Origin of the sequence: Halomonas sp. SH5A2 (assembly GCF_014263395.1) — a bacterium.
In the GTDB taxonomy this organism is placed as follows: domain Bacteria; phylum Pseudomonadota; class Gammaproteobacteria; order Pseudomonadales; family Halomonadaceae; genus Vreelandella.
Window position 1 is genome coordinate 3,589,892 of sequence record NZ_CP058321.1, and the last position, 26,608, is coordinate 3,616,499.

The window sequence follows — 26,608 nt, forward strand, 5'->3', positions numbered from 1 at the left end:
GGCAGCCTCCTGATTGCTGATAACTAGTTGATCGGGGTGTGGACGGTGACCAGCTTGGTGCCGTCGGGGAAGGTGGCTTCAACCTGCACCTCGTCGACCATCTCGGCCACCCCTTCCATCACGTCGTCGCGACCCAGGATTTCGCGGCCGTAGCTCATCAGGTCCGCCACGCTGCGACCGTCACGGGCGCCTTCCATGATCTCAAAGCTGATTAGCGCGACCGCCTCGGGGTAGTTGAGCTTCAAACCGCGCGCTTTGCGGCGCTCGGCAAGCTGGGCGGCGGAAAACAGCAGCAGCTTGTCTTTGTCTCTCGGGGTTAATTCCATGGGGCATCTCTCCACACTAAAAGAAAGCTCTACACAGGTAGGGCTCTCGCATTGTTCAGGTTAGCCAAATTCGCGGCGTATGCGCGTCACGCTCGATCCAACGGGGGCGCAGCAGATGCCAGGCCTGCTCGCACAGCGCCCAGGCTTCATTGCGCGAGTTGCCCAGGTAGCGCAGTAACAATACGCCGTGGCGCACGGTGACGGCCCAGCGCGAGTTATCGGGAAGCGCTTCGCGCAGGGCCTCGATGGCACCCGGCGCATCGGCTATGCCCACTGCCCAGAGCGTCGCCTGTACCGTCGCGCCGCCCTGGCCCCAACGCCCGGTAAAGCGCGGGTGCAAAGGGTCGAGAGGCTGGCGTTCCAGCCACAGCGGCTTGCCGTCCAGGGTCAAACGAAAGTGCTGCTCGATACGCCCGGAAACATAGGGTAGCTCGCTCGCCGGGCGGCCCAGTGCCATCACCTCCCAGCCCAGGCAGCGCGCATTGCCGTGCAAGTCAATCGAGGTGCGTTGCTCGCCGCGCGAGCCATCAAAGGCAATGGTTTCCTGGGGCAGCCATTCAAGGGTCCCGCCGTCTTCAACACTCAGTTGGGTGTGCTGGGTCCAGGAAACGCCCTGGCTGTCGGCTTTATAGAGTTTATTGGCGGCAGGCGTCGTCAGCAGCGCATGGGCGCCGTTTTCCACATGGGCCTGAATGGTCAGCGCATCGCCACTTACCAGCCCACCCGGCGGGTGCAGCAGGTAAACGTGGCAGGTCTCACCGCGGCCTTCCGGGTAAAACGGGCGCTGCACCCGTAATGGCCCCGAGTGGCGCGCCTGCACCATGCGGGTGGCATCGCCGCGATGGGCAAAGCGCAAGGCCAGCGAGGCCGCCCAGTGGCGCTGATCATCGAAGCGGTGGCCGGAGGCCGCTGTTGTACTGCCTGGCGTCGTCAAGGGTGTGAGTGCGGTCATACCGTCAAATGTTGTTGGATAAGTTCATCAGAAAGCTCGCCGATATCGCCGTTTGCCACGGGTCGGCCGCGATCCATGATCACAAAGCGGTCGGCGTACTTACGCGCAAAGGGTAATTTCTGCTCCACCAACAAGACTGTCAACGAATCTTCGTTGATCAGTTGGCGAATTACCTGGCCGATTTGCGAGACGATATTGGGCTGGATGCCCTCGCCGGGCTCATCCAGGATCAACAGCTTGGGCTCGATGACCAGCGCGCGGCCGATCGCCAGCTGTTGCTGCTGGCCGCCGGATAGGTCACCACCACGGCGGTTTTTCATTTCCTTGAGCACGGGAAACAGCTCGTAGACGCGCTCGGGGATTTTTTTCACCCCGTCGCGGCGGGCGGCAAGGCCGGTACGCAGGTTGTCTTCCACGGTGAGCAGCGGAAATATCTGCCGCCCCTGGGGCACATAGCCAATGCCCAGCCGTGAGCGTTCTTCTACAGCTTTTTGGGTCAGTTCGATCTCGCCCGCGTCGCCGCTTGAGTAGCGCAAGGCACCGCTTTTCACTGCGACTTCACCCATGACGGCTTTTAGCAGCGTGGTTTTACCCACGCCGTTACGGCCCATCACGCAGGTGCACTGCCCGGCGGGCACTTCGAGGTCCAAGTCCCATAGGGTGTGGCTTTCGCCGTAGAACTGGTTGAGCTTTTCAATTGCCAGCATCAGGCGGCCTCCTCGTCATCGGCACCCAGGTAAACCTCGACCACGCTGGGATCGCTGGAGACTTGATCCATGGTGCCTTCTGCCAGCACGCTGCCCTGGTGCAGCACCGTCACCTGCCGAGCTATCGAGCGCACGAAGCCCATATCGTGCTCGACCACGACGACAGACTGCTGCCCTGCCAAGCCGGTGAGCAGTTCCGCGGTGCGCTCCATTTCCTGCTCGGTCATGCCCGCGACCGGTTCGTCCACCAACAGCAGGCGCGGTCGTTGCATCAGCAGCATGCCGATTTCCAGCCACTGCTTCTGGCCGTGGGAGAGAATACCCGCGGGTTGATAGCGAAGCGCCGTTAGACCGGTCGTTTCCAGCACTTCGTCGATGCGGTCCCTGACCTCGCCGGTCAGGCGGGCGGTGAGGGTCGGTATAATTCGCTTGTCCGCCGCCATCGCCAGTTCCAGGTTTTCAAATACCGAGAGTGCCTCGAACACCGTGGGCTTCTGGAACTTGCGCCCAATACCCAGGCTGGCAATCTCGGGCTCGTTCATGTGCAACAAGTTGTGGCGGCTGCCAAACCACACACTGCCTTCATTGGGGCGCGTCTTGCCGGTAATAATATCCATCATGGTGGTTTTACCGGCCCCGTTGGGGCCGATAATGCAGCGCAACTCGCCATCGTCGATGGTCAGATTCAGGTTGTTGATCGCCTTGAACCCATCGAAGCTGACGGTGACATCTTCCATGTAAAGAATCGGACCGTGGCGCACATCGACCGTTGAGGCCTGCGGCGTCATGAAGTCGAACACCCGGTCGCGTTCGGTGAGCGCTTGGAAAAAACTCATGCGGTTGCCTCCTTGTCTGGTGTCTCTGACTCGGTTGGCTCATCGTCTCGCCGCCGCTTTAAATTACCCAGCAGGCCGGCGACTCCCTTGGGCAGGAACACCGTGACGAACACGAACAGGCCACCCAGCGCAAATAGCCAGGCATCGGGCATGACACCGGTAAACACGGTTTTGGCGTAGTTCACCAACACCGCACCGATCACGGCGCCGTAAAGCGAGGCACGGCCGCCCAGCGCCACCCACAACACGATCTCGATGGAGAAAATCGGATCGAATTCGCTGGGGTTGATAATCCCGACCTGAGGCACGTAGAGCGCCCCGGCCACCCCCGCCAGCATGGCGGAGACAACAAACACGAACAGCTGAAAACGCTCTACCCGGTAACCGAGAAAGCGCGTGCGCGCTTCGGCATCGCGGGTCGCCACGCATACCCGACCGAGTTTGCTGCCGACAATCGACCGGCATACTAAATAGCCCAGCGCCAGCGCCACCCCGGAGGCAATAAACAAGCCAAGCCCAGTGGCCCCGCTGCGCAGGTCAAAGCCCAGCAATTCACGGAAGTCGGTCAGGCCGTTGTTACCGCCAAAGCCCATCTCGTTGCGGAAGAACGCCAGCATCAGCGCAAAGGTCATCGCCTGGGTGATGATCGACAGATACACCCCGGTGACCCGCGAGCGAAAGGCCAGCCAGCCAAACACCAGCGCCAGCAGCCCCGGTGCTATCAGGACCATGGCAAAGGCAAACCAGGCCATATCAAAGCCGTACCAGTACCACGGCAGGCTGTCCCAGTTCAGGAATACCATGAAGTCGGGCAGGATAGGGTCGCCGTAGGTGCCGCGATCGCCAATCTGGCGCATCAGGTACATGCCCATGGCATAGCCGCCAATGGCGAAAAAAGCGCCATGCCCCAAGCTCAAAATCCCCAGATAGCCCCATACCAGGTCTACCGCAACAGCCAATAGCGCGTAGGTTAAATATTTGCCCAGTAGCCCTACGGTATAGCCTGATACGTACAGCGGATGCCCGGCGGGTACCGCCAGGTGCAGTACCGTTACGGCGATGACCGCTGCTGTCAGGATCAACAAGAAGATCTGCGTCGAGCGTTCGTTGAAGGGTCGTGTTAGCCACATAATCGATTAGCCCTCCGCCGCACGGCCCTTCTGCGGAAAGAGTCCGCGGGGGCGCTTTTGAATAAACAGAATGATGAATACCAGCACGATAATCTTGGCCAGTACCGCACCCGCCCAGGGTTCCAGCACCTGGTTGATAATGCCCAGCGACATGCCGGCCACCAGCGTACCCCAAAGGTTACCGACGCCGCCGAACACCACCACCATGAAGGAGTCGATGATGTAGTTTTGGCCAAGGTTGGGGCCCACGTTGGTGAGCTGGGAGAGGGCCACACCGGCAAGCCCTGCCACGCCCGAGCCCAGCGCAAAGGTCATGATATCGACCCGCGTGGCGCGAATGCCCATCGAGCGGGCCATGTTGCGATTCTGGGTGACCGCGCGGACCTCAAGCCCCAGCCGTGTGTGGCGCATGATCAGAATCAGGCCTGCGAATACCACCAGCGCAAAACCCAGCACATACATCCGGTTAAGGGTGAGCGACAGGGCGTCGTTCACGATCAGCGAACCGCTCATCCATTCGGGGGTAATCACCGTGCGGTTTTGCGGCGAGATCACCGTGCGTACCAACTGCTGAAGAATCAGACTGACACCAAAAGTGGCCAGCAACGTCTCCAACGGGCGACCTTTGAGGAACTGAATCACGCCGCGCTCGATCGCCACCCCTGCCAGGGCGGACACCATAAACCCGGCCGGAATCGCTAGTATCAGCGCCAGCCCCGGCTGTCCGGGCAGCAGTTGCTGCATGGCCCAGGTGGTATAGGCGCCGAGCATGATCAGCTCGCCATGGGCCATGTTGATGACGCCCATCACGCCGAAAGTGATCGCCAGGCCAATGGCCGCGAGTACCAGCACCGAGCCCATGGAAAGGCCAAAATAGAGCGTCTCGGCGGCGCGGTTGATCTTGAGGTTTTGTTCGATATCGGCCAATGCGGCAGTGGCAGCTTCAACCACTAGCGGGTCATCCGACTGGGTAGCGCGGCTCAACGCCACCCGAACGTTACTGTTCAAGCTACCCGATAGCACCTCGACGGCCTCCGCGTCGCCCTGATTGAGGCGATAGACCGCCAGCGCTTGATTCAACCGATCGCGTACCGCTGCCGACGGTTCGTTTTCCAGTCGGTTGGTGAGCGGTTCGACCTGGTCTTCTTCAACCTCGCCAATCAGCCGTTTCGCCGCGTCCAAACGGGCGTCTTGCTCGCCGTTATACAGTTCGACCAGCGAAATCGCTGAGCGCAGCTGAGTGCGTAGCGCGTTGTTGATGGTTAACCGATCCAAGTCACGGCGGCTGACCTCGCCCATGGCCTCGCCGGTCATGGCATCTTCAACAGTGACGTCAAGCCCCGCGGTTTCCAGCGCGATCACAAAGCGGCCGTCATCTTTCAGACGCTGTAAGTCGCTGTCCAGCAGAGCCTGCAACCAGATGTCGGCGCGCTCGTGCTCACTTTCGATGATGGCGGTGATCGCTTCTGATTTATCGTCAAATGAACGTGTATCCAGCGCTTCCAGAAGGGCTTGTCCGTCGTCTTCCTGCGCCTGAACCGCCATGGGAAACCATGCCAGCAGGCTGATGAGCAAACAGGTGACGATCCTTGGCATGACGCGAGCCGTCCACGAATAGCAAGGAATCCTCATGGGTGAGTCCTTTGAGTGGCGTGCCCCAGGCGTGGCCCCACGGGGCAACGCCTAGGTTAATGAATGAGATAAATGAACAGGATGAATGGATAAAAACGGTGGGGCGGCTTACACCGCCCCTGACATAGGCTTACTCGGCCAGCGCCTCTTCCGCCTGCTCTTCGGCATCGCTACCCATGCAGCGGTTTTCCGCCACGTTGTAGTTGCCGCATTCCATTGGCTTGCGCCAGTCGCTAATCAAATCACGCGAACCGGGCAGGTAGTCCGACCAGGCATCGCCCGCCACGGTAGACGGGGTTTCCCATACCACGGCGAACTGGCCGTTGTCCTGAATTTCCCCGATCATGACCGGCTTGGTGATGTGGTGGTTGGGCATCATCGCCGCCGAACCGCCCGACAGGTTGGGCACGGTCACGCCGATGATGGCATCTTTAACCGCGTCCACATCGGTAGTACCGGCTTTCTGAACAGCCTCTACCCACATATTGAAGCCGATATAGTGGGCTTCCATCGGATCGTTGGTCACGGCGTCGTCTTCACCGGTATGCTCAAGCCAGGCGTCGATAAAGTCGTAGTTAGCGTCACTATCCACGCTCATGAAGTAGTTCCAGGCGGCCAAGTGGCCAACCAACGGCCCGGTATCGATCCCGGTGAGTTCCTGCTCACCCACCGAAAAGGCAACGACGGGAATATCGGCCGCGTCGATGCCCTGGTTACCCAGCTCACGGTAGAACGGCACGTTGGCATCGCCATTGATGGTAGATACCACGGCGGTTTTCTTGCCCTCGCTGCCGAAACGACCGATTTCCGAGACGATGTTCTGCCAATCGGAGTGACCAAAGGGCGTGTAGTTGACCATGATGTCTTCGTCGGCCACGCCAAACTCGTCCTTGAGATAGGCTTCCAGGATGCGGTTGGTGGTGCGCGGGAAGACATAGTCAGTCCCCGCCAGCACCCAGCGCTCGACGCCGATCTGGTCATGCAAATAGTTGACGGCAGGGATTGACTGCTGGTTGGGTGCCGCGCCGGTGTAAAAGACGTTCTCGGAAGATTCCTCGCCTTCGTACTGCACCGGATAGAACAGCAAGCCATTCAGTTCTTCTACCACCGGCAGAACCGCTTTACGCGACACGGAGGTCCAGTTACCGAAGATAACGTCGACTTCTTCCTGCTCGAGCAACTCCCGCGCACGCTCGGCAAACAGCGGCCAGTCGGAGGCGGGGTCGACCACCACCGGCTCGATCTCACGGCCGAGCAGGCCGCCGGCTTCGTTCTGCTGCTCGATCAGCATCTCGACGGTGTCTTTAAGGACAGTCTCACTGATGGCCATGGTGCCAGAGAGCGAGTGCAGGATACCGACTTTGATCGGGTCTTCGTCTTGTGCGATGGCCTGAGTGCTGGCCCCCATCACAGCGGCGGTTAGCAGGGCAGTTGAGAACACTCGAGACGTCTTTGGGTGTGTCTTGCGTAGGAAAGTGGTCACTTGAATCTCCTTGCACCCCTTATGCTGGGGGCTCGTTTATTGGCGTCGTATGCCAAGCAATAAAGGTTGGTATACGTCCACTAGCAATAAACAATTTGCAAGGGCTGCGCCAGATTGGCACATAAGCAACTTATAAACGCACAATCAGTAACTTAAGATAAGTCTAAAAAACAAAAAAAAGACCAAAAGCACCAAAATAGCGCAGCGCCTGTTTGCAAGCGCACGCTGATCATGCACCGGTCGCGCTCAACGCACCATTGGCGTGCAAAAACGGGGCACCGACTCTCGTCAGCGCCCCGTTCTTTCAGGGTTGATTGATTCCTTCCACGATTAATCGCTGCCAGACGTTCCCTCTTCAATGGGGTTACGCATCCGGCGGCGCAGGATGGGCCCAATGATATAGGGCAGGATCAAGCCCAGTCCGGCAAATACCCACAGGCCAATGGCCAGGCCGCTGTCCCACAAGATGGTCCAGTCGCCGTCGGAAATATCCATGGCGTGGCGCAGGTTCTTTTCCATCTCCGGCCCTAGCAACAGACCGAGGATAATCGGTACCAGGGGAATCTCGAGTTTGCGAAACAGATAGCCAGCAGCGCCGAAGAGCACCATGAAGTAGAGATCGAAGACAGTGTTGCTGATCGAGTAGATGCCAACAAAGGCAATCATGGTAACGATCGGCAGCAGGTACATCGGCGGTACCGACAGCAGCTTGACGAAGATCCCCACCAACGGGATGTTCAGGATCAGCAGCAGGAAGTTACCCACCAGGAGAGCGGCAATCACGCCCCAGACGATGTCAGCATTCTGGGTAAACATCAGCGGGCCGGGCGTGATGTTCAGCGAAATCAGCAGCGCCAGCAGCACTGCCGTGGTCCCGCTACCCGGCACACCCAATGTCAACATGGGGACCAACGCGCCGCTTGAAGCACCGTTGTTACCGGCCTCCGGCCCAGCGACACCGCGTGGATCACCCTTGCCAAAGTAGCCTTTCTTGCCCACGACCTTTTTTTCCAAGGTATAGCCGATAAAGCTACCCAGCGACGCACCGGCACCCGGCAGCACCCCAGCGATGAAGCCCAGCACACCACCACGAAAGCTCGAAGGCAGGATCTCGCGGATATCCTTCCACTTGAGCGAGAGCTTGTTGACCGCCATTTTTTCCTTGCCACCACCGGCCTTCTCTTCGATAAAGAACAACAGCTCGGAAATGGCGAACAGCCCCACAATAGCAATGATGAAATCCACACCCTCGTAGAGTTCCAACGTTCCAAAGGTAAAGCGCTGCACGCCGGTAGAATCGATACCTACCGTGGCGATCATCAAGCCAATGGCAGCTGCCACGACGGTCTTCATCGGGTTCTTGCCGGTGATACCGCCCAATGTTGCGAAAGCCAACAGGAACAGCGCGAAGTACTCGGCAGGCCCGAAGGTCAAGGCGAACTTGGCCAACAGGGGAGCCAATATGATCAGGCCCACGGTGGCCACCAGGCTGCCGATAAAGGACGCAACGGCAGAGATCGCCAACGCCTCGGACGCCTTGCCCTGTTGTGCCATCGGGTAGCCATCGAGACAGGTCATCATCGCCGGCTCGTCGCCGGGAATATTGAGCAGAATCGAGGAAATGCGCCCGCCATACATCGCCCCGGCGTACACCGACGTCAGCATGATAAGGGCGGTTTCCGGCGCCAGGCCGAGGGTAAAGGCCAGCGGGATCAGGATCGCCACCCCGTTGGCCGGGCCCAGGCCTGGCAAAGCACCGATCAGGGTGCCCAAAAAGGCACCGATCAGCGCAAACATCAGGTTATGGGGCTGCAGCGCGACGCCAAACCCGTCCATCAAGAAGCCAAGCGTTTCCATTAGCCCACCTCCAAGAACGACAATATGCCTAGCGGTAACGCCAGATCGAGGGCAAAGCTGAAGACCAGATACACCACCACACCGGAAACCGCTCCGGTGATATAGGCCTTGACCGGGCGTGAGCCCATGCGCCAGCAGAGGGTACCCACGGCCAGTGTCGTGCTGATGATGAAGCCTAGCGGTTGCAGCAACATGGCATACAGGACCAGCACCACGACAGCAACGATCAACTCAAGACCGGTGCGGCTCCATGGCCAGGCGTTATCCGGGTCCGGCCGCACGACCATATACAGGCTGGATAGCCCCAGTACGACGGCCAATAAAAGAGGAAAAGTATCGGGGCCAACCGCCTCGGACCCACCAAACGGCTCTGCGAACTGAGTGGTGCCCCAGCCGTACGCGACGGCCAGGACGATCATCAGTATTCCAAAGATACGATCGTTGAAAACCATTACTGAATCAGCCCGATATCCATGGACAGTTGTTCGATATCTTTGATCTGGTTCTTGACGAAGGTCTCGAACTCACCGGCGCTCATGTGGAAAGGCATCAGGCCATTCTGCTGCATGACGTTCTTCCATTCGTCGCTGGCATAGATGGTATCCATGGCATCGACCCAGTACTGCTTGGCCTCGTCAGAGATATCCGCCGGCATATAGAAGCCGCGCCAGTTGGGGCCCAGCGCATCAATGCCCTGCTCGCGTGCAGTGGGAATCTCAGATAAGTCACCCGGCAGGCGCTCTTCAGAGAGAACCGCGAGGACCTTGAGATCACCTGACTCCATGAAGCCTTGAGCCTCGGTGATATCACCGGTGAACGCTTCAACGTGACCGCCGATCACCTGGGTCAGCGCTTCGCCGCCATTGTTGTAAGACAGGTAAGCGATGCGCGGCAGGTTCTCGACCTCAGCCGCCTGAGCCGCGATCAATACCTTGAGGTGATCCCAGCCGCCTTTGGCGCTGCCGCCAGCAAACTTAACGCTGCGTGGATCTTCTTTAAGAGCATCCATCAGGTCATTGAGATCATCATATTCGGAATCGGCGGATACAGCGATGATGCCGTAGTCAGCACCTAGCGCCCCAATCCAGTTGACCATGTCCGCGGTCATGTCAGGGAACTGACCCTGAGCAAGACGGGTCGTAGTGGCAGTGGACGCCGCGACAAGAAGCTCCTCATCTCCGGCGCGCTTGCTGATGGTATGACCGTAGGCGACACCGCCACCGGCACCGGCCATATTGATGGTCTGTACGTTACCTGACACCAGATCGAGCTCTTGGAGCACATTACCGACACTACGGCAGGTAAAGTCCCAACCGCCGCCCGGATCAGAAGGGGCGATACATTCGACTTTACCTTCCGGTTCGTAGGCAGCAGCAGTGCTGGAAAAGGTCGTCATCGCGGCCAGCGGCAGAGCCAGCAGCGTTACGTACTTCAAGGAAGACTTGAGAGTCATAGCGTTCTCCACGTTTCAATCTGTTGTTGTAGTGATGCGTGTTGTCGTGATGCATAGCACTTCACGCTGTGAACGTTAGAAGAAAGCAGACCCGTGCGACAAGCTTATGAACATTAAGCACAAAAAAAGCATTCTGCGCATTCTGTTCATTTTGTTCACGGCGTTACCAGGGCCTTTCAAGCGCTGATTTTTAAACGTCTAGTTTTAAGGGCATCAGTTTTAAGGGCGCCGTTTTAAAGGCATGGTTTCAAAGGCATAGTTAAAGGCCTTCAAGCCAACCATTTGCATCGGCCCGCAAACGATAACGGCGTTCGGGTCTACCTACATCACCATAGCCCAATTCGGCGTCTACCACTTGCACTGATACCAAAAACTCTAAATAGCGGCGTGCAGTGGAACGGCTTGCGCCCATCCCCCGTGCCACCTGGGTGGCCGCCAGCGGCTGATGCGCTTGCTTGAGGGCTTCAACCACCGAACCTAATGTCAGGCGATCAATACCTTTTGGCAGGCTTCGCCCACTGGGTGCATGGGGTTCAACGGGCTTTGCGCGGGCCAGCACCTGGTCAAGCTCGGCTTGATTCATCTCGGCGCGACTGGCCAATGCCTCGCGTTCACGGCGAAAGCGGGCCAGCATTTGCTGCATACGACCGGCTTCAATGGGTTTGATAAGGTAGTCAAAAACGCCGCCGCGCAGCGCCTCGCTGATGGTATCTACCTCACGGGCGGCGGTGACCATGACAATATCCACCTGAACATAATCACGTCGCAACGCCCAAAGCAGTTCCAGCCCTTCCACATCGGGCAGATAAGCATCCAGCAAAATCAACTGCACGTGCTGGCCTTTCTCGGCCATCAAGGCATTGGTTTCAGCGGCGTTGCGGGCCATGCCGACAACATAAAACCCCTCGCTCTGCTCGATAAACGCGCGGTGGATATCGGCAATGCGAAAGTCGTCTTCTACCACCAAAATACCGTACTCGTGCGCCGACATAAGGCTTCCTTTTACCGCGTTACAGGCCATTATTTATCATTGTAAGATTTGCGCCGGTTAGCTTATCACGGACGATGACGCGTCAACGTCGGCACATAGCGAGCGGTCCAGCACCGCGATAAAGCAGGCACCGCCCAGCTCGCTGTCTTCCAGGGTGACCGTGCCACCATGCTGGCGACAAAGACGTGCCACAAGGGCAAGGCCTAGCCCCTGATGCTGGCCGGATTTCGTCGAGAAGCCCTCGCTAAAAATCGACTCGACATGGTCAGGAATCACGCCGGGCCCGTTATCCTCCACTTCAATGAGCAATTGCTCGCCCAAGTCGGTGAAAAACAAGCGCACACGCGGCGGGTCATTCGGCCCATGCAAGGCTGCGTGACAGGCGTTATCCAGCAGGTTGCCCACCACACTCATCATCACTTCCTGCCCGGTCGGGGTTAGCGGGCGGCTAAGTGAGCTTTGTTCATCAATATCCAGCGTAACGCCGAGCTCCCTGGCGCGGGTCAGTTTGCCCATCAGCGTGCCGCTCAAAACGGTATCGGCGACGTTACGCATCAAGAAGCTCATCTGCGCCTGAGCGCGCTTAGTTTCCTGGTGAATCAGCGTCAGCGCTTCATCAATGCGTTCGAGCTGCAGCAAGCCGGAAATGGTGTAGAGCTTATTGGAAAACTCGTGCGCCTGGGCGCGCAGCATGTCGACATCGCGGCTAGCCTGGGTCAGCGCCTGAGAAAGATCAACAATCTCCCGGCGGCTGCGAAATGTCGCCACCGCCCCTTCAATGTCACCTTCGTGCACAATCGGCACGCGGTTGACCACCACCGGATGATCACCCAGCCACATCTCCTGGTCGAACTCTTGCTGACCGAATTTGAGCACTTCCTGGAGCCGAGAATTGGGAACTACCTCGCGGATCGGCTGGCCGAGCAGAATATGTTCGTCGGCCAACCCTAGGAACCACCGAGCCTGCTGGTTCACTAGCGTAATCTGGCCTTCGCGGTTCACCGCCAGGATACCCTCGTGTATCGATTGGAGAATGGCCTCTTTCTCCATCGCCAGGCGGGCAATTTCGTAGGGTTCCAAGCCTAGAATGACGCGTTTCAGGTGCTGGGAAAGCCAATAGGCACCGGCAAACCCCAGCACGATCATCAGCGCCACCAAGGTCCAGCCCAGGCTGTTATAGCGAGCGATGTCCATCTCGACGCGATCCAGCATGAAGCCGACCGAGACAATGCCGATGACATTACCGGCTTCATCGCGCACCGGCGTTTTTCCCCGCATGGCGGACCCCAATGTGCCGGTCGCTTCCGACACATAGGACTCGCCGCTTTCAAGTGCTCGCGCGTTATCGCCGCCTACCATGGTCAGGCCGATACGCTCGGGCACCGGATGCGAATAGCGCACGCTTTGGTTATTGCCGACCACCACGTACCGCGCGCCGGTTTCGCGGCGCACGCGCTCGGCCAGCGGTTGTATCACACTGGCGGGATTGTCATCGTCAAAGGCCTCGATCAGTTCGGGCATTGAGGCCACCGTCTTGGCCACCGCCAAGGCCCGCTCACCCATTTGCGTGCTGATGATCTCGGCTTTACGGTGATTTAGATAAGTGCCTTGTGCCAGTAACATGCCCGCCAGCAACAGGCCGACCAGCAGCATGACCTGAAGGCGAAAGCTGCGCTTGTACCAGCGCCGCCTCGAGCGTGTTCGACGCCAGCGCTGCAGCTCGGCTAATGTTTTGTTCGGGCGGGAGGATGACATAACGGCACTCACAAGCGGTAACGGGCTCATTATGGCATGCGCACGCAGAGGGCGTTAAACTTCGCCGCTTTGGGCGGCTTGACAGGCAATAGGCCTTGCACTGCCAGATCAGGGAGAGCGGTATGCTAGCGAAGGACTGGACAAAAGGAATTGTCATTTTCCTGGGTGTTCTTTGGGGCGCGTCAGCCATTGCCAGCCCCTTTTACGCCCCAGATCCGCCGTCCGACGATACCCCCGTTTTCAGCGGCGACTCTGAATTGGGCTACAACCGCCTGGCGGGCAACACCAACAGTGAAACGCTCATCGGCAAAACCCGCTTGCAATGGTTGACGGGCGACTTGACCCACTCGCTGCGCGGCGAAGTGCGCCACATTAGCAAGGAAGACGACACGACCGCCGAGCAATACCTGCTGGCGGCCCGCGAACGCTACGACTTCAGCGGGCCGCATTACCTGTTTGGCTTTGCCCGTTGGGAGAAAGATCGTTTTGCCGGTTATGACCAGCAACTCAGCGCGATTGGCGGCTACGGACGGCAGATCCTCGACAACGACAGCCATACACTGTCGCTGGAAGCCGGCCCTGGCTACCGCCACGACCGGCTTCGCGAGCACGGTGATGAACGCCTGGGCGTTGCCTACTCGGCAATCGATTATCGCTGGGAATTTGCCGACTACGCCGATATTCGTCAGGAAGCCTCGGTGGAATATACCCGTCAGAATGTTACTTCGCGCTCGCTCACCGCCGTGACCACACGTTTGAACTCCAAGCTTTCGCTGCGCCTCTCCTACGAGATAAAGCATAACTCCGAGCCACCCGACGATGCCGACAAACGCAGCGACACCACCACCAGCGCGTCGCTGCTTTACCACTGGTAGCGCACCAAAATGTAGCGAGCGACGTTAGACGTTGGTCTATAAAGGCGTTACAATATGCCCAGTTTCCTGTCCTAGCGCCATTCCATGAATGGCGCTTTTTTTTGAGCCCACTTTTCAACGCGGCAAGCTGCTAAGTTTGGCACACAAATTGCTCCACCCAACAACGGACTCTCATGACACAATCAACTCAAGATGCGGTGCCACGTAGTCGTCTACGCGCCCTCGGTGACCCTTTGGTACTACTGCTCAGCATCGGCTTTATAGTAGCCTTTGTTGGCCTGTCGCTTTACGACGTCGATCTGGTTGCCAATAGCATCAGTACCGGCTTCGCCTGGACGGCACAGGTGTTTGGCACCTATTTTCAACTGCTGCTGATCGCCACCTTCTTTATTGCCATTGGCCTGGCCTTTACCCCCGCCGCTAACGCCAAAATCGGCAACCTCGATGCGCCAGAAATGAGCACCTTCAAGTGGCTATCGATTATTCTGTGCACCTTGCTGGCCGGGGGCGGAGTATTTTTCGCGGCAGGCGAGCCGATCTACCACTTTGTGGTCACCCCACCTGCGTTCGACAGCGAAGCCGGCACGCCAGAGGCCGTGGCAAACGCACTTGCCCAGTCGTTCAACCACTGGGGGTTTTTGGCCTGGGCGGTACTCGGGTCGCTTTCAGCCGTGGTGCTGGCGCATGCCCACTATGTGAAAGGCCAACCGCTACAGCCCCGTACCCTGCTGTACCCGGTATTTGGCGAGCGCCTGCTGCGTGGCCCCTTGGGCGGCATTATCGATGCCTGCTGCGTGATTGCTCTGGTGGCAGGCACCGTGGGGCCGATCGGCTTCCTGGCGACCCAGGTGAGTTTCGGCTTGCACGAGCTGTTTGGTCTGCCGGAAGGCTATACCGGCCAGCTGATCATTCTTGCCGCACTGGGCAGCATTTACGTACTGTCCTCGATGAGCGGTGTTCACAAAGGCATTCAACTACTTAGCCGGTTCAACGTACTGCTGGCACTCACGATCGGTGCGGTGATCTTTATATTCGGCCCGACGCTGTTCTTAACCAACAGCTATGTAGCCGGCATGGGCACCTATGTGAGCGAGTTCTTCACCATGGCGACCACTACAGCGGACACCGCGCCCGACTGGTGGATGCAATGGTGGACAGTGTTCTTCTTTGCCTGGTTTATCGGCTATGCGCCGCTGATGGCCATTTTTGTGGCGCGCATTTCCCGTGGCCGCACCATTCGCCAAATGATTGTCGCGGTCGCCGTTATCGCACCGATTGCCACCAGCGTATGGTTTACCCTACTCGGTGGGTCAGGCATCTACTACCAGCTCAGCGGTGCCATCGAGCTGACTGAAGCGCTGAACAACTTCCAGTTTGACGTGGCCACGCTAACCGTTGCGCAGGCGCTGCCCGGCGGCACCTGGATGGCACTGGCGATTTTGCTGTTAACGACCATTTTCGTGGCGACTACCGGTGACTCGATGAGCTACGCCATCGCCGTTGTTGGTGCCGGTCATGACAACCCCAACCCTTACATTCGCGCTTTCTGGGGGATCGCCATGGCGCTGATGGCGGCGTTATTGCTGAACATGGGCGCCGGGCAAATCAGCGCACTACAGCAGTTTATCGTGATCACCGCCATTCCCGTTTCGCTGATCCTGCTGCCCACGCTATGGCACGGCCCCAAGGCTGCTTACGCCATGGCGCGGGAACAGGGAATCATCAAGTAATCGCTAGAGCCCTTCCAGCAGCCGTATGATCATCTGCGGCTGCTGGTTGATACGGCCCAGCATGCTGATGCCGACTTGCTGGAGAATTTGCGCGCGCAAGAGGTTGGAGACTTCCTTCGCGTAGTCGGCATCCTGAATGCGCGACTGGGCGGCAGAGGTATTGACGATATTAGTGTTGAGCCCGTCAATTACGCTATCAAAGCGGTTCTGTACCGACCCCAGATAGCTACGCTGGCGATCCACGCGCTCGATTGCTTTGTCGATAGCCTCCATCGGTTTAGGCGTGGCAAAACCATCATCCAAAACGCTGAAGGCGTCAAGATTTAGCGCCTGCACGCCCATGGCATTGAAGCGCACGCCAATCATATCCCCCGCATTGGCTCCCACCTGAATATTGAGCGTTTGATCGCTTTCCATCAGCCGTATGCCATTGAAATTGCTCTGCCCGGCAATGCGATCGATCTCTTCAAGGCGCTGATCAATCTCCAGTTGGATAGAGGCAAGGTCGGAAGAGGAATTGGTGCCGTTAGCTGCCTGAACGCTGAGTTCACGCATGCGCTGCAGGTTGTCGTTGATAAGGTTGAGCGAGCCTTCCGCCGTCTGCACCATGGAAATGCCATCGTTGGTATTACGCATAGCCTGGCTCATCCCCCGAACCTGGGCCTCCATGCGATTGGCAATGGCTTGCCCCGCCGGGTCATCCTTGGCGCTATTGATCCGCAGGCCCGACGAAAGCCGCTGCATGGCGGTTTGCATCGACTGCTGGCTACTCCGCAGGTGCTGAAGAGTGAGCAGGGAACTGATATTGGTTTTGAGGCTTAACACCGATTTCTCCCAAGCGGCACAGCGCTTAAAGGAAACAACCCAAGAATACTACTTATCGGCCGTTTAGTGCCCGGCGTTAGCCTCAAGGAAGGATTTATTTGCGCTCCACTGCAGACAGCAACTCATCAACGGGTACGCGTACGTAATCGTGGTTAAGATAGCCCTCATCCACCAGTTCGCCATCCCAGGCGACAATGTCCAGATCCATGGTGCGCGGCCCTGATTTGATCGGACCACGAACCCGCCCCAGCCGATCTTCCACATCCTTGAGGTAGGCGCGAAAGTCACTCATTGATAAGCGCGTGCGCACCAGTAAGGCCGCATTGAGAAAGTCTGGCTGCTGCTGGTAGCCGACCGGCGTGGTAACGATTTCACGGGAGCGGCCGACCAGCTCACACTCGTGGCAAAGGATATCCAGCGCCTCGGCCGCGTGCCGCTCGGGCTCTATATTGGAACCCAACGAAATGACGCATTCGTGAAGCGAGGTATCGGGTTGGGCATATAAACGTGACTGAGACATGCTATCCATCCTTGAGCGAGGCGTCGATAAAACCCAAGCCTAACGTTCCGCACCGTTTGTGCAAGTACTGTACAATTTATTGACAAACGCTGCCCTCACGCAGACAGTCGTGTCATCCTACACGCACTAAGCCCCCTATCACGATGAGGATTGTTCAATGAGCACACCGGCAGCATTGGTCACCGGCGGCGCGACGCGCTTGGGCCGTCATTTTGCCGAATCACTGGCCGCCGCGGGCTACGATATCGCGCTGCACGTTAACCGCTCCCGCGATGAGGCAGAGGAAGTCGCCGAGAGCATCCGCGCCAAGGGTCGGGCTTGCGAGCTATTTAGCTGCGATTTCTTGCGCGACGATGTGGGCATACTGATTGAGCAGGTAACGCAGCGATTCCCTCAGCTAAGCGTCTTGCTCAACAGTGCCTCGGCCTATACGCCCGCGCCCCTTGCCGAGACCGATCTGGAGATGCTGGAAACCCAGTTCCGGGTGAATCTGTTTACCCCGTTGCTGTTAACCCAGCATTTTGCCAGGGCGGTCGACACGGGCCAGGTCATCAATATTATCGACAACAAGGTGGCCTACCACCAGTACCCCTACGCCGCCTATTTGCTGTCCAAAAAGAGCCTGGCGGAGATGACCCGCATGGCGGCGCTGGAGTTTGCCCCGCGCATCCGGGTGAACGGCATCGCCCCCGGCGTGGTACTGCCTGCCTCTCAGCGTACCAGCGACTACATCGACTGGCGCATCGAAGGTATCCCGGTCAACCATCAGGGCGCACCGGATCATCTGGTGCAGGCTTTGCATTATCTGCTCAACAACGACTTTGTCGCCGGGCAAATTCTATTTGTCGACGGCGGCGAGTCGATCAACGTGGAAGGGCGTCACTCGGAAAACTATCCGGGTTAACCCACAAAGCAAAGGGGCTGCTCGATGGCAGCCCCTTTGCGTATTACCCTTTGCATATTACGACGCGGCGTTTAGCGCCCGTCAGGCGTGTCAACGTCATCGTGGTCGGGCTTGATGTGATCTGAGTCCGACGTTTGGTTGCGCCTTGAGTCAATGCGATCACCCTCTGAAGCCTCTCCTGCTTTTGGCTGCCCTGCTGGGCTGCCATCAATAGTGAAAGCTTGCTGCATAACGCGCAGGTTCGCAGGCGGCGCCGAACCAGTCTTATCCTGCCCAAAGTAGAGCGTGGTATGCGGGAAGGGTATTTCGATTCCCGCCTGATCAAAGCGCAGCTTGACGAAACGGTTATAGGCGCGACCAACAGCCCACTGGTCGCCAGGTGTGGTCTTAATGACCACTCGGATATTGACTGAGCTATCCGCCAGCGCTATGACCCCGGCAACCGTCATGTCTTCGAGCAGCTTGTGGCCATGCTCTTCGCTGGCCTTGAGATCCTCGAACGCGGCTTTAAGCTGCTCAATCGCGTGATCGATATTTTCGCGATAGGCAATACCGTACTCGCCGACGTGGTTACCAAACTCACGCATGTAATTTGAAACCGTATCTACGCTTGAGAACGGAACCAGGTGGTAGGTGCCCGAAAGGTCACGAATCCCCACAGAACGGATGCTCAGCACTTCGGCTGTACCGGTAATGCCGCCAACGGTCACCACATCGCCGGTATTCATGGCGTTTTCAATTTGAATAAACACCCCGGTAATAACGTCCTGAACCAGCTTTTGCGCACCAAAACCAATCGCCAGGCCAAGCACACCGGCACCGGCAATCAGTGGGCCGATATTGATACCGATTTCCGACAGTACGATCATGCCGGTAATGGTCACCATGGCGATGGCCAGTGCGTTGCGGAACAGGCTGAGCAGTGTTTTTGCCCGTGCGGTGGGTTCGCCCACCCCGGTATCCGGGTTGAGCTTGTGCTCGATCAAGCTGGCAAGTCCCAGCCATGCACCAATGGCCACGATCAGGATCATCGCGACGCTGATTAACTTGCTGACCAGGCCAGCCCCGGCTTCAGAGGCATACCAGGCAGCCAGATCAAACGCGCCCCAGGCATCCAGCACGACCATGATAACCGCGACCACGATGACCGTGCGCAGGATACGCAACGCATTGGGCACATACCGATTGAGGCGTTTTTCCAACATTGGCAGCTTGCGGCGCATATCAGGCGACAGCTGAATGCGCCGGCCAATGGTCTGCGTGATAAAGGTCGATACCAGGAGTCCCACGACAACCGCTCCCAGGGTTTTCAGCGTTGCAAACAGCACAAACGGCAAGGCATCGCCTGGGCGAACCAGCGTCAGCACAAACACCATCAGGAAGTAGAGCAGCGCGAACAGATGCCAGGTGCGCGCAAACAGCTGAAGCGATACCCGGCTGGCCGCCAGCGTGGAGCGTGCCCCGACGGTATTCAGGTTGTCGCGCAGGCGCACGCGGTTTTTCAGCACCACCGCCACGGCATAAATAAACGCCAGCAGCATGATCAAAGTGCCCACCGCCTGACCAATGGCCGCCGACACATAGAAATTGACCAGCGGTACCACGACCATCAGGCCGTACCCCACCATGCCGATCAGGCGGGCTAACCAGCGGTTCCAGTAGGAGGCTTCTTGCGCTGAAATCGGCAACAGCCGCAGCCCTTCGTAGCGCGAGGAAAACAGCATCCGCACCGCGGCTTTCAATAGCTCAATGATTAAGAAGGCGTTGAGAAACAGCGATGCCCGGGTGGACAGGTCACCAACTTCGCCGACTGCAAAGGTCGCTACAAGGTTACCGCCGACATAGGCAAGCGCCACCAGCAACACATCGATCACCGCGGCAATCGCCACGCTAACGACCAGACGCAGCACGGGCGTCAGCCCATTGCCCTGCTGCGACCAGCCACTGATTTTAGTGAATAACGGCTTCACCACGCGTCGAAACACGATAAACATGGCAAAGGTGGCGACAATCACGATACCCAGATTGATCGCCGCGGACATGAACACCGCCATGTCGAAGACGCTCTCGCCACCCCCGACAAGGAGGCCACGCACCAGCAGCGCTATTTGCTCGAATTGACCGCCGACATCGCCGACAACGTTGCTGGTTAATTGAGCCAGCTGACGCGGCAGCGACACGTCCTCGGGAGCAATATCGCTGTCTTGCGCAGCGCCCTCAGCCAGCTCCGATGACTCGGCCACCTCTGACGCTTGGCTGCGTAGCAAGTCGATGAGTTCCTGGCGAGCCTGCTCGTCTTCGAGTAAGTTCGCCAGGGATTCATAGGTCTGCGGTTCAGTGGTCTCTGCTCCGTCACTGCCGCCTTCGTTTTGTGTACTGCTTTGCGCAAACACAGGCGCAGCAAACAGCGTCATCAGCGCTAGCAGCCAGACGCTGAGCCAGGGTAATAAACGTAGTGGCGTCACACCGAAACCTCCCTTTGATGGTGAGTCGTCGCGTCAACCTGACGGCTGAGCTAATGGATGCAAATAATCATACATGCCAACGAACATATAAGCATTGTATAGGTTATTTAGCTTAACATGACTACCTGCAAAAAGGCTCGAGCCAGGACGTGGCCAATCCGAGTATCAGCGCATAGCGGGCGCCTTTTGCGACCAGTATCCATGTCAGCGCGCGCCACCAGGGTAAGCGCAACACGCCGGCCACGACGGTCAACGGATCCCCAATGATCGGCAGCCAGGACAGCAACAGACTCGCTTCGCCAACGCGCTGGTACCAACGTTCGGCACGAGCCAGTTGAACGGGGGAAGCCGGAAACCAGCGACGGCCCTGAAAGCGCCGTGCGTAACGGCCCAGTGCCACATTGACCAGGCTGCCCAGCGTATTGCCAGCGGTGGCGACACACCATAATGCGAGGACCGACTGGCCCTGGCACCATTGCCGTGCGAGCCACACCTCCGACCCGCCGGGCAATAATGTAGCGCTGAGCAGCGCTACCCAAAAAAGACTCAGCATCAGGACGCGGGGAGTTGACCACCCAATTGCAGCGTAATCTCATCCGCCACACGGCGCACCAGCGCGCCCAACTCCAGCAGCCGAGCCTCGGGTATGCGCGCCACGGGGCCGGACACCGAAATGGCCGCCAATGGCATGCCGTGCTCGTCATTGACGCATGCCGCCACGCAGTGCAGGCCAATCGCGTGCTCTTCACGGTCACAGGCAAAGCCCTGGTCACGGATACGCAGCATCTCGTCGAGCAGGGCGTCGGGCTGGTAAAGGGTATTTTCGGTCACGCGGGGCAATTCGCCTTTCGCGAGCAGTTGGGCGCGCTCGTCGTCGGGCATCCAGGCCAGCAAGGCCTTGCCGACACCGGAGGCGTGCAAGGGTGCCCGCGAGCCTAGCCGAGTGATCATGCGCATCATCTGCGGCGACTCGTGCTGGGCCAGAAACACCGCCGTGTCCGCATCACGGATGCCCAGGTTGGCCGTTTCGCCGGTCTCGGCCGTCAGGCGACGTAAAAATGGACGGCTGGTGGCGACCACGTCCCGCGCTTCGAGAAAGCTGTTGCCGATGCGGAACGTCTTGACATCGATACGCCACAGGCCCTGCTCGTTCTCCTGGCTAACAAAGCCCTGACTTTGCAGCGCCTGCAGCAACCGGTGGGTAGTCGAGGGCGCAAGATCGGCCATTTCCGCCAGCGCGGAAAGCGCCAAGCCTTCGGGCCTGCTGGCCAGATACTCCAACAGATTTAACCCACGCACCAACGACTGACTGTGCCCACCACCTGCTTTGGCCGTATTGGCCGGGCGGCCAACGGTCCTGCGCTTTACGTCACTCACCTGGCTCTCCCCTGAAAAGCTCTCCTGAAGGCACCTTGCTTAAAAGTGCACAGCGCATAAGGATAACGTGCCAGTATGGCCGCTGTCGCGTTTACGGAAACGAATTCCATCACCACCTGTTCGCCGCTAAGCAACTAACTAGACGACGCTTTGCGCATATCCCTGCCCAGTGGATGCGGTTCGCCACGGGCTTTGGCGAGGTCAATCTGGCGCTGACGCTCGCGCGCCGCCGCGCGGGTCTTCTCGGGTAGCGAGTCGATGCAGTGAGGACAACTGATACCGGGCTCATAAGCGGACGACTGCATGTCTTCCGCAGAGATCGGCCGTCGGCAGGCATGGCACTGTTCGAACTCACCTTCGCTCAAGTCGTGGCGGACGGTCACGCGGTTATCAAAAACGAAACACTCACCACGCCACAGCGACTGCTCTTCGGGGACTTTTTCCAGGTAATTCAGCACGCCGCCCTTGAGGTGATAGACCTCGTCAAAGCCTTCCTTGAGCATAAAGCTTGAGGCTTTTTCACAGCGGATGCCGCCAGTGCAGAACATGGCAACCTTTTTATGCTTCTCGGGGTCGTAGTGCTCGCGCACGTATTCAGGGAATTCACGGAAGGTGGTGGTCTTGGGGTCGACGGCGCCTTCAAAGCTGCCAATCGCCACTTCGTAATCGTTGCGGGTATCGATCACCAACACTTCGGGGTCGGCGATCACGTCATTCCAGTTTTCCGGCTCGACGTAGGTACCCACGGTGTCGTTGGGATCGACATCAGGCACGCCCAGGGTGACGATCTCTTTTTTCAGTTTCACCTTGGTGCGGTAGAACGGCGGCTCGTCGCAAAACGATTCTTTATGGTCGATATCGCTTAGCCGCGGGTCGGCGGTCAACCAGGCGAGCAGCCCATCGATGCCCTCGCGGGTACCGGCAACCGTGCCGTTAATGCCCTCTTTGGCGAGCAGCAGCGTGCCCTTCACGCCGTTATCCAGCATGGTCTGGCGCAGCGGTTCACGCAGCGCTTCAAAATCATTCAGGGTGACAAATTTGTACAGCGCCGCGACCACAATACGCGGTGATGAAGTGGGTACTGACATGACGAGCTCCAGGTAGTCGCCCCCGTAAAAGGCGGACCGGGTGAATTGACGCGTCTATTTTAACCAAAAACGCGCCAAAAGTCTGACCCAGAGTCCACCACACCAATACGTCGATTTATTCGATGTGATTGTTGAGAAACCTTCACCCCACGCCCTCAGTTAGCAGGCGTATATTAGTCGTCATTCTCCCAACACTCTGGAGCTTATGATGAAGATCCGCCGTTCAAATGAGCGAGGCTACGCCGACCATGGCTGGCTGCGTTCCTACCATACCTTCTCGTTTGCCAACTATATGGACCCTGACCACATGGGCTTTCGGGCGCTGCGGGTGATCAATGAAGATCGCGTGTCCCCTGGACACGGCTTCGGCGCTCATCCCCACCGGGACATGGAGATCATCTCCTATGTGCTCGAAGGCGAAATGGCCCATCAGGACAACATGGGCAACGGCGAAGTCATGCGCCCCGGGGATGTGCAGCGGATGTCGGCGGGCACCGGGGTACTGCATAGCGAGTACAACCACTCCAAGGAAAACGGCCTGCACTTTCTGCAAATCTGGATCGAGACGGCCAAACGCGGCATTGCGCCCAGCTACGAACAGAAAGCTTTTCCGACCGCCGAACGGCAGGGCCAATGGCGCTTGGTCGTTTCGCCTGAAGGCCAGGATGGCTCGGTGAGCGTGAACCAGGACGTCAACCTTTACAGCGCCTTGTTTAACGCGGGTGAACAGCCAGAAACGCCGCCCACCCGCTATGCCTGGCTGCACGTGGTGAAGGGCGAAATGGAAGTTAACGGCGAGACGCTAAGCGCCGGTGACGCCGCCGCGTTTCAACCGGACGAAACGTTTACGTTGACGGGCAAGAAGGCTGGCGAGGTATTGCTGTTCGATTTGGCCTAAACACTTGAACCAAGCACCATGCAAAACGGCCCTCTGGGGCCGTTTTGATGTTAACGACTGCTGACGCGATTAACTGTTCTGCGCCGAGTAGAGCACGCGAATCTTCAGTGTGTGGTCGACCTGTTTTAGCGCTTCCAGCGCCTGGGGGCCGTAGGCTTTATCGACATCAATGACCACATAGCCAACCTTGTCGTTGGTTTGCAGGTACTGGCCCGAGATATTGATGCCGTTTTCGGACAATACGCGGTTGATCTGCGACAGCACCCCGGGCACGTTGTCGTGAATGTGCAGCAAACGATGCTTGTCCGGGTGTGCGGGCAGCGCTACTTCGGGGAAGTTGACCGAGGTCACCGTGGTGCCGTTATCGGAATAGGTGATCAGTTTTTCCGACACCTCGATGCCGATATTCTCCTGGGCTTCCAGGGTCGAGCCGCCGATATGCGGCGTGAGGATGACGTTTTCCAGGCCGCGCAGCGGGCTTTCAAACTCCTCGGCATTACCCTTCGGCTCGACGGGGAACACATCAATCGCCGCCCCGTTGAGCTTGCCCGCCTTGATCGCCTGAGCCAGCGGCTCAATTTCCACCACGCTGCCCCGCGAGGCATTGATCAGGATGGCACCGGGCTTCATGGCAGCAATTTCTTTTTCGCCTACCATCCAACGGGTGGACGCCAGGTCAGGCACATGCAGGCTGACCACATCGGAACGTCCCAGCAGCTCTTCAAGGCTACCCACCTGGTTGGCGTTCCCCATGCCCAGCTTGGTGATCACATCGTAATAAATGACGTTAAAGCCCAGCGACTCGGCCAGCACGGAAAGCTGCGCGCCAATGCTGCCGTAACCCACGATACCCAGCGTTTTACCACGTGCTTCATGGGAGTTTTTCGCCGACTTCAACCAGCCGCCCTGATGGGCCCGGGCGTTTTTCTCCGGAATACCGCGCAGCAGCATGATGGCTTCGGCGAGCACCAGCTCCGCCACCGAGCGGGTGTTGGAATACGGCGCGTTGAAAACCGCAATCCCGCGCTTGAGTGCCGCGTCAAGGTCGACCTGATTGGTACCGATGCAGAAACAGCCAACGCCCACCAGTTTTTCCGCCGCTGCGAACACGCGCTCGTTCAACTGAGTACGGGAACGGATACCGATGAAGTGAACATCGCGGATCTTCTCGATCAATGCCTCTTCATCCAGCGATGTGGGCAGATGCTCGATGTTCTCGTAACCTGCGTTGTGAAAATTGTCCACCGCGCTTTGGTGGACGCCCTCGAGTAGCAGGATCTTGATCTTGCTCTTGTCCAGGGACGTTTTGGCCATGGCTGAATCAACCTCTATGATCGGCGGCATGCGCCGTGTGACGGTTCACGGAAGGCCCGTATGGTAGCACATTCGCCGGCGCTCTCGCTGGGCTCGCATGATGAAAAGTGTGCGTTGTCAAGATGAACGCGACACAAGTCGCAGCTTCGGCAGCACCATGAGGGCAGACGCCACCCCCCGCCCTCGGTGTATACTGTCGGTTTGTTCTCTGCAGACACACGCGCCGCCCACGTCAGGGCATCAGACAAACGGTAGGCATGGCCCAATGAGCGACACCACACCCCCACAAGATTTTGCCTCCACGGTTGAGCAGCTCGAAACGCTCGTGGAACGCCTGGAGTCTGGCGAACTCTCATTGGAAGATGCGTTGACCGCCTTCGAGCAAGGCGTACGCCTCACCCGTGACGCCCAGCAACGCCTGGATAGCGCGGAATTAAAGGTGCGCGCCCTCAGTGAAGACAGCGAAGGCCGCCTGAACGTTACCCCCTTCGATGGCCCCGACGCGCCCACGGAAGGTCCTGACGACGCGGATGACAGCAACAAGGAGACGCCGCCATGGTAGCGCCCACCGCCGTTGGGCTGGCCAGGTTACGTGACACAAGCAATACGCGCGTTGACGCCACTCTGGCCGCGCTATTTGATGCGCGCCCGGCCACCGAGCCGCGCCTTGAAGCCGCCATGCGCCATGGCTTGCTGGTGGGTGGCAAGCGCCTACGTCCACTGCTGGTATATCTGGCCGGCCGGGCGCTGGGGGCCAGCGACGATGACCTCGACGCGCCTGCCGCCGCCATCGAGTTGATCCATGCTTATTCGCTGATCCACGACGACCTGCCCGCCATGGACGACGACGACCTACGTCGCGGTCAGCCAACGGTCCACAAAGCTTTTGATGAAGCCACCGCTATCCTGGCAGGCGATGCCCTTCAGGCGCTGGCCTTCGAGGTTCTCGCCCGCACCGCGCACCCGCGACTGGGCGGCTTGGTTACTACGCTTGCGAGCGCCTCTGGTCGTGATGGCATGGTGGCGGGCCAGGCGTTGGATCTCGCCGCCGTCGGCGACCATCCCAATGTCGAAGCCTTGGAGCACATGCATGCCCACAAAACCGGTGCCCTGATCGTTGCCGCTGTGCGGCTGGGCGGTCTGACGGCCGTTGACGAGCACGACCCTAGGTTACAGGCGCTGATTCGCTACGCACGCGCCATTGGACTAGCCTTCCAGATTCATGACGATGTCCTCGACGTGACCGGTGACACCGCCACGCTCGGCAAAACATCTGGAGCCGATGCCGCCCGCGCCAAACCTACATACCCCAGCTTATTGGGGCTTGAGGGCGCACAGCAGAAAGCCCAGACCCTAATCGACGAGGCCATCGCGGCCCTTGCCCCGCTGGGCGAACACGCCGCACCATTGGCCGATCTTGCCCGCTACATGATCGAGCGCGACCACTAAACGATGTCGATGAAACAATGTCCATTAAAGCCACGTCTATG

General features: G+C 58.5%; 25 protein-coding genes. 6 read left to right on the plus strand and 19 right to left on the minus strand.

What is annotated here, in order from left to right; genetic code table 11:
* Nucleotides 1-23: 23 nt before the first annotated feature.
* From HXW73_RS16505 to HXW73_RS16560, 12 genes are all read right to left on the minus strand, one after another.
* Nucleotides 24-326 carry an urease subunit gamma gene (locus HXW73_RS16505; RefSeq protein ID WP_186254114.1) on the minus strand — a complete coding sequence of 101 codons (303 nt, stop codon included), beginning with the start codon at nt 324-326 and terminating at the stop codon, nt 24-26.
* Nucleotides 327-381: 55 nt separating this feature from the next.
* A complete protein-coding gene (locus HXW73_RS16510) occupies nt 382-1,278 on the minus strand; it encodes an urease accessory protein UreD (protein WP_186254115.1) in 897 nt (298 codons plus the stop codon).
* Nucleotides 1,275-1,985 carry an urea ABC transporter ATP-binding subunit UrtE gene (gene urtE / locus HXW73_RS16515; protein WP_186254116.1) on the minus strand — a complete coding sequence of 237 codons (711 nt, stop codon included), beginning with the start codon at nt 1,983-1,985 and terminating at the stop codon, nt 1,275-1,277. Before urtE ends, HXW73_RS16510 begins: the two co-directional genes overlap by 4 nt.
* A complete protein-coding gene (gene urtD / locus HXW73_RS16520; RefSeq protein ID WP_186254117.1) occupies nt 1,985-2,821 on the minus strand; it encodes an urea ABC transporter ATP-binding protein UrtD in 837 nt (278 codons plus the stop codon). The genes urtE and urtD overlap by 1 nt, the downstream gene beginning before the upstream one ends.
* Nucleotides 2,818-3,951, minus strand: a complete 1,134-nt coding sequence (gene urtC / locus HXW73_RS16525) for an urea ABC transporter permease subunit UrtC (RefSeq protein WP_186254118.1) — start codon at nt 3,949-3,951, stop codon at nt 2,818-2,820. Before urtC ends, urtD begins: the two co-directional genes overlap by 4 nt.
* Nucleotides 3,952-3,957: 6 nt before the next feature.
* Entirely contained in the window at nt 3,958-5,547 is a 1,590-nt protein-coding gene (gene urtB, locus HXW73_RS16530) for an urea ABC transporter permease subunit UrtB (protein WP_186254119.1), read from the minus strand.
* A gap of 166 nt (nt 5,548-5,713) precedes the next feature.
* Nucleotides 5,714-7,066, minus strand: coding sequence for an urea ABC transporter substrate-binding protein (gene urtA / locus HXW73_RS16535; RefSeq protein WP_186254120.1), 1,353 nt, complete (start codon nt 7,064-7,066; stop codon nt 5,714-5,716).
* Nucleotides 7,067-7,396: 330 nt separating this feature from the next.
* Entirely contained in the window at nt 7,397-8,923 is a 1,527-nt protein-coding gene (locus HXW73_RS16540) for a tripartite tricarboxylate transporter permease (RefSeq protein ID WP_186254121.1), read from the minus strand.
* Nucleotides 8,923-9,375, minus strand: a complete 453-nt coding sequence (locus HXW73_RS16545; RefSeq protein ID WP_186254122.1) for a tripartite tricarboxylate transporter TctB family protein — start codon at nt 9,373-9,375, stop codon at nt 8,923-8,925. The genes HXW73_RS16540 and HXW73_RS16545 overlap by 1 nt, the downstream gene beginning before the upstream one ends.
* On the minus strand, nt 9,375-10,376 hold the full coding sequence (locus HXW73_RS16550; RefSeq protein ID WP_186254123.1) for a Bug family tripartite tricarboxylate transporter substrate binding protein: 1,002 nt from the start codon (nt 10,374-10,376) through the stop codon (nt 9,375-9,377). Before HXW73_RS16550 ends, HXW73_RS16545 begins: the two co-directional genes overlap by 1 nt.
* Before the next feature lie 259 nt (nt 10,377-10,635).
* Complete coding sequence (locus HXW73_RS16555; RefSeq protein WP_186254124.1) at nt 10,636-11,367, minus strand: response regulator; 732 nt, start codon at nt 11,365-11,367, stop codon at nt 10,636-10,638.
* A 57-nt stretch (nt 11,368-11,424) separates the two neighbouring features.
* Nucleotides 11,425-13,122 (minus strand): ATP-binding protein, encoded by a 1,698-nt coding sequence (locus tag HXW73_RS16560; protein ID WP_186254125.1) that lies wholly within the window; start codon nt 13,120-13,122, stop codon nt 11,425-11,427.
* A gap of 122 nt (nt 13,123-13,244) precedes the next feature.
* Between HXW73_RS16560 and HXW73_RS16565 the strand changes: the two genes are divergently transcribed.
* A complete protein-coding gene (locus HXW73_RS16565) occupies nt 13,245-13,997 on the plus strand; it encodes a DUF481 domain-containing protein (RefSeq protein WP_186254126.1) in 753 nt (250 codons plus the stop codon).
* 173 nt (nt 13,998-14,170) lie between these two features.
* The gene (locus HXW73_RS16570) at nt 14,171-15,727 is read left to right on the plus strand and encodes a BCCT family transporter (RefSeq protein WP_186254127.1); all 1,557 of its coding nucleotides are present in this window, start codon (nt 14,171-14,173) and stop codon (nt 15,725-15,727) included.
* A 3-nt stretch (nt 15,728-15,730) separates the two neighbouring features.
* Here the strand turns inward: HXW73_RS16570 and HXW73_RS16575 are convergent, their stop codons facing one another.
* Both HXW73_RS16575 and folK read right to left on the minus strand, forming a co-directional pair.
* A complete protein-coding gene (locus tag HXW73_RS16575) occupies nt 15,731-16,552 on the minus strand; it encodes a flagellin N-terminal helical domain-containing protein (protein ID WP_186254128.1) in 822 nt (273 codons plus the stop codon).
* Between the two features lie 94 nt (nt 16,553-16,646).
* The gene (folK, locus tag HXW73_RS16580; RefSeq protein WP_186254129.1) at nt 16,647-17,072 is read right to left on the minus strand and encodes a 2-amino-4-hydroxy-6-hydroxymethyldihydropteridine diphosphokinase; all 426 of its coding nucleotides are present in this window, start codon (nt 17,070-17,072) and stop codon (nt 16,647-16,649) included.
* Nucleotides 17,073-17,229: 157 nt separating this feature from the next.
* On the opposite strand from folK, the gene HXW73_RS16585 reads away from it, so the two are divergent.
* Nucleotides 17,230-17,976, plus strand: a complete 747-nt coding sequence (locus tag HXW73_RS16585; protein WP_186254130.1) for an SDR family NAD(P)-dependent oxidoreductase — start codon at nt 17,230-17,232, stop codon at nt 17,974-17,976.
* A gap of 71 nt (nt 17,977-18,047) precedes the next feature.
* Here the strand turns inward: HXW73_RS16585 and ybiO are convergent, their stop codons facing one another.
* The 4 genes from ybiO to trhO all read right to left on the minus strand — a co-directional run bounded on the left by ybiO (nt 18,048) and on the right by trhO (nt 22,906).
* Nucleotides 18,048-20,441, minus strand: a complete 2,394-nt coding sequence (gene ybiO / locus HXW73_RS16590; protein ID WP_186254131.1) for a mechanosensitive channel protein — start codon at nt 20,439-20,441, stop codon at nt 18,048-18,050.
* A 121-nt stretch (nt 20,442-20,562) separates the two neighbouring features.
* Nucleotides 20,563-20,994 (minus strand): YqaA family protein, encoded by a 432-nt coding sequence (locus tag HXW73_RS16595; RefSeq protein WP_186254132.1) that lies wholly within the window; start codon nt 20,992-20,994, stop codon nt 20,563-20,565.
* Nucleotides 20,994-21,818 carry an IclR family transcriptional regulator domain-containing protein gene (locus HXW73_RS16600; RefSeq protein ID WP_186254133.1) on the minus strand — a complete coding sequence of 275 codons (825 nt, stop codon included), beginning with the start codon at nt 21,816-21,818 and terminating at the stop codon, nt 20,994-20,996. The genes HXW73_RS16595 and HXW73_RS16600 overlap by 1 nt, the downstream gene beginning before the upstream one ends.
* A 134-nt stretch (nt 21,819-21,952) precedes the next feature.
* Nucleotides 21,953-22,906 (minus strand): oxygen-dependent tRNA uridine(34) hydroxylase TrhO, encoded by a 954-nt coding sequence (gene trhO / locus HXW73_RS16605; RefSeq protein WP_186254134.1) that lies wholly within the window; start codon nt 22,904-22,906, stop codon nt 21,953-21,955.
* A gap of 208 nt (nt 22,907-23,114) precedes the next feature.
* On the opposite strand from trhO, the gene HXW73_RS16610 reads away from it, so the two are divergent.
* A complete protein-coding gene (locus HXW73_RS16610) occupies nt 23,115-23,804 on the plus strand; it encodes a pirin family protein (RefSeq protein WP_186254135.1) in 690 nt (229 codons plus the stop codon).
* A gap of 69 nt (nt 23,805-23,873) precedes the next feature.
* Here HXW73_RS16610 and serA read toward each other — a convergent pair whose 3' ends face one another.
* On the minus strand, nt 23,874-25,118 hold the full coding sequence (gene serA, locus HXW73_RS16615; RefSeq protein ID WP_186254136.1) for a phosphoglycerate dehydrogenase: 1,245 nt from the start codon (nt 25,116-25,118) through the stop codon (nt 23,874-23,876).
* 265 nt (nt 25,119-25,383) lie between these two features.
* Between serA and HXW73_RS16620 the strand changes: the two genes are divergently transcribed.
* Together HXW73_RS16620 and ispA are read left to right on the plus strand one after the other, a co-directional pair.
* Nucleotides 25,384-25,680 carry an exodeoxyribonuclease VII small subunit gene (locus HXW73_RS16620; protein WP_186254137.1) on the plus strand — a complete coding sequence of 99 codons (297 nt, stop codon included), beginning with the start codon at nt 25,384-25,386 and terminating at the stop codon, nt 25,678-25,680.
* Nucleotides 25,674-26,567 (plus strand): (2E,6E)-farnesyl diphosphate synthase, encoded by an 894-nt coding sequence (gene ispA, locus HXW73_RS16625; protein WP_186254138.1) that lies wholly within the window; start codon nt 25,674-25,676, stop codon nt 26,565-26,567. Before HXW73_RS16620 ends, ispA begins: the two co-directional genes overlap by 7 nt.
* The last annotated feature ends 41 nt before the right edge of the window (nt 26,568-26,608 follow it).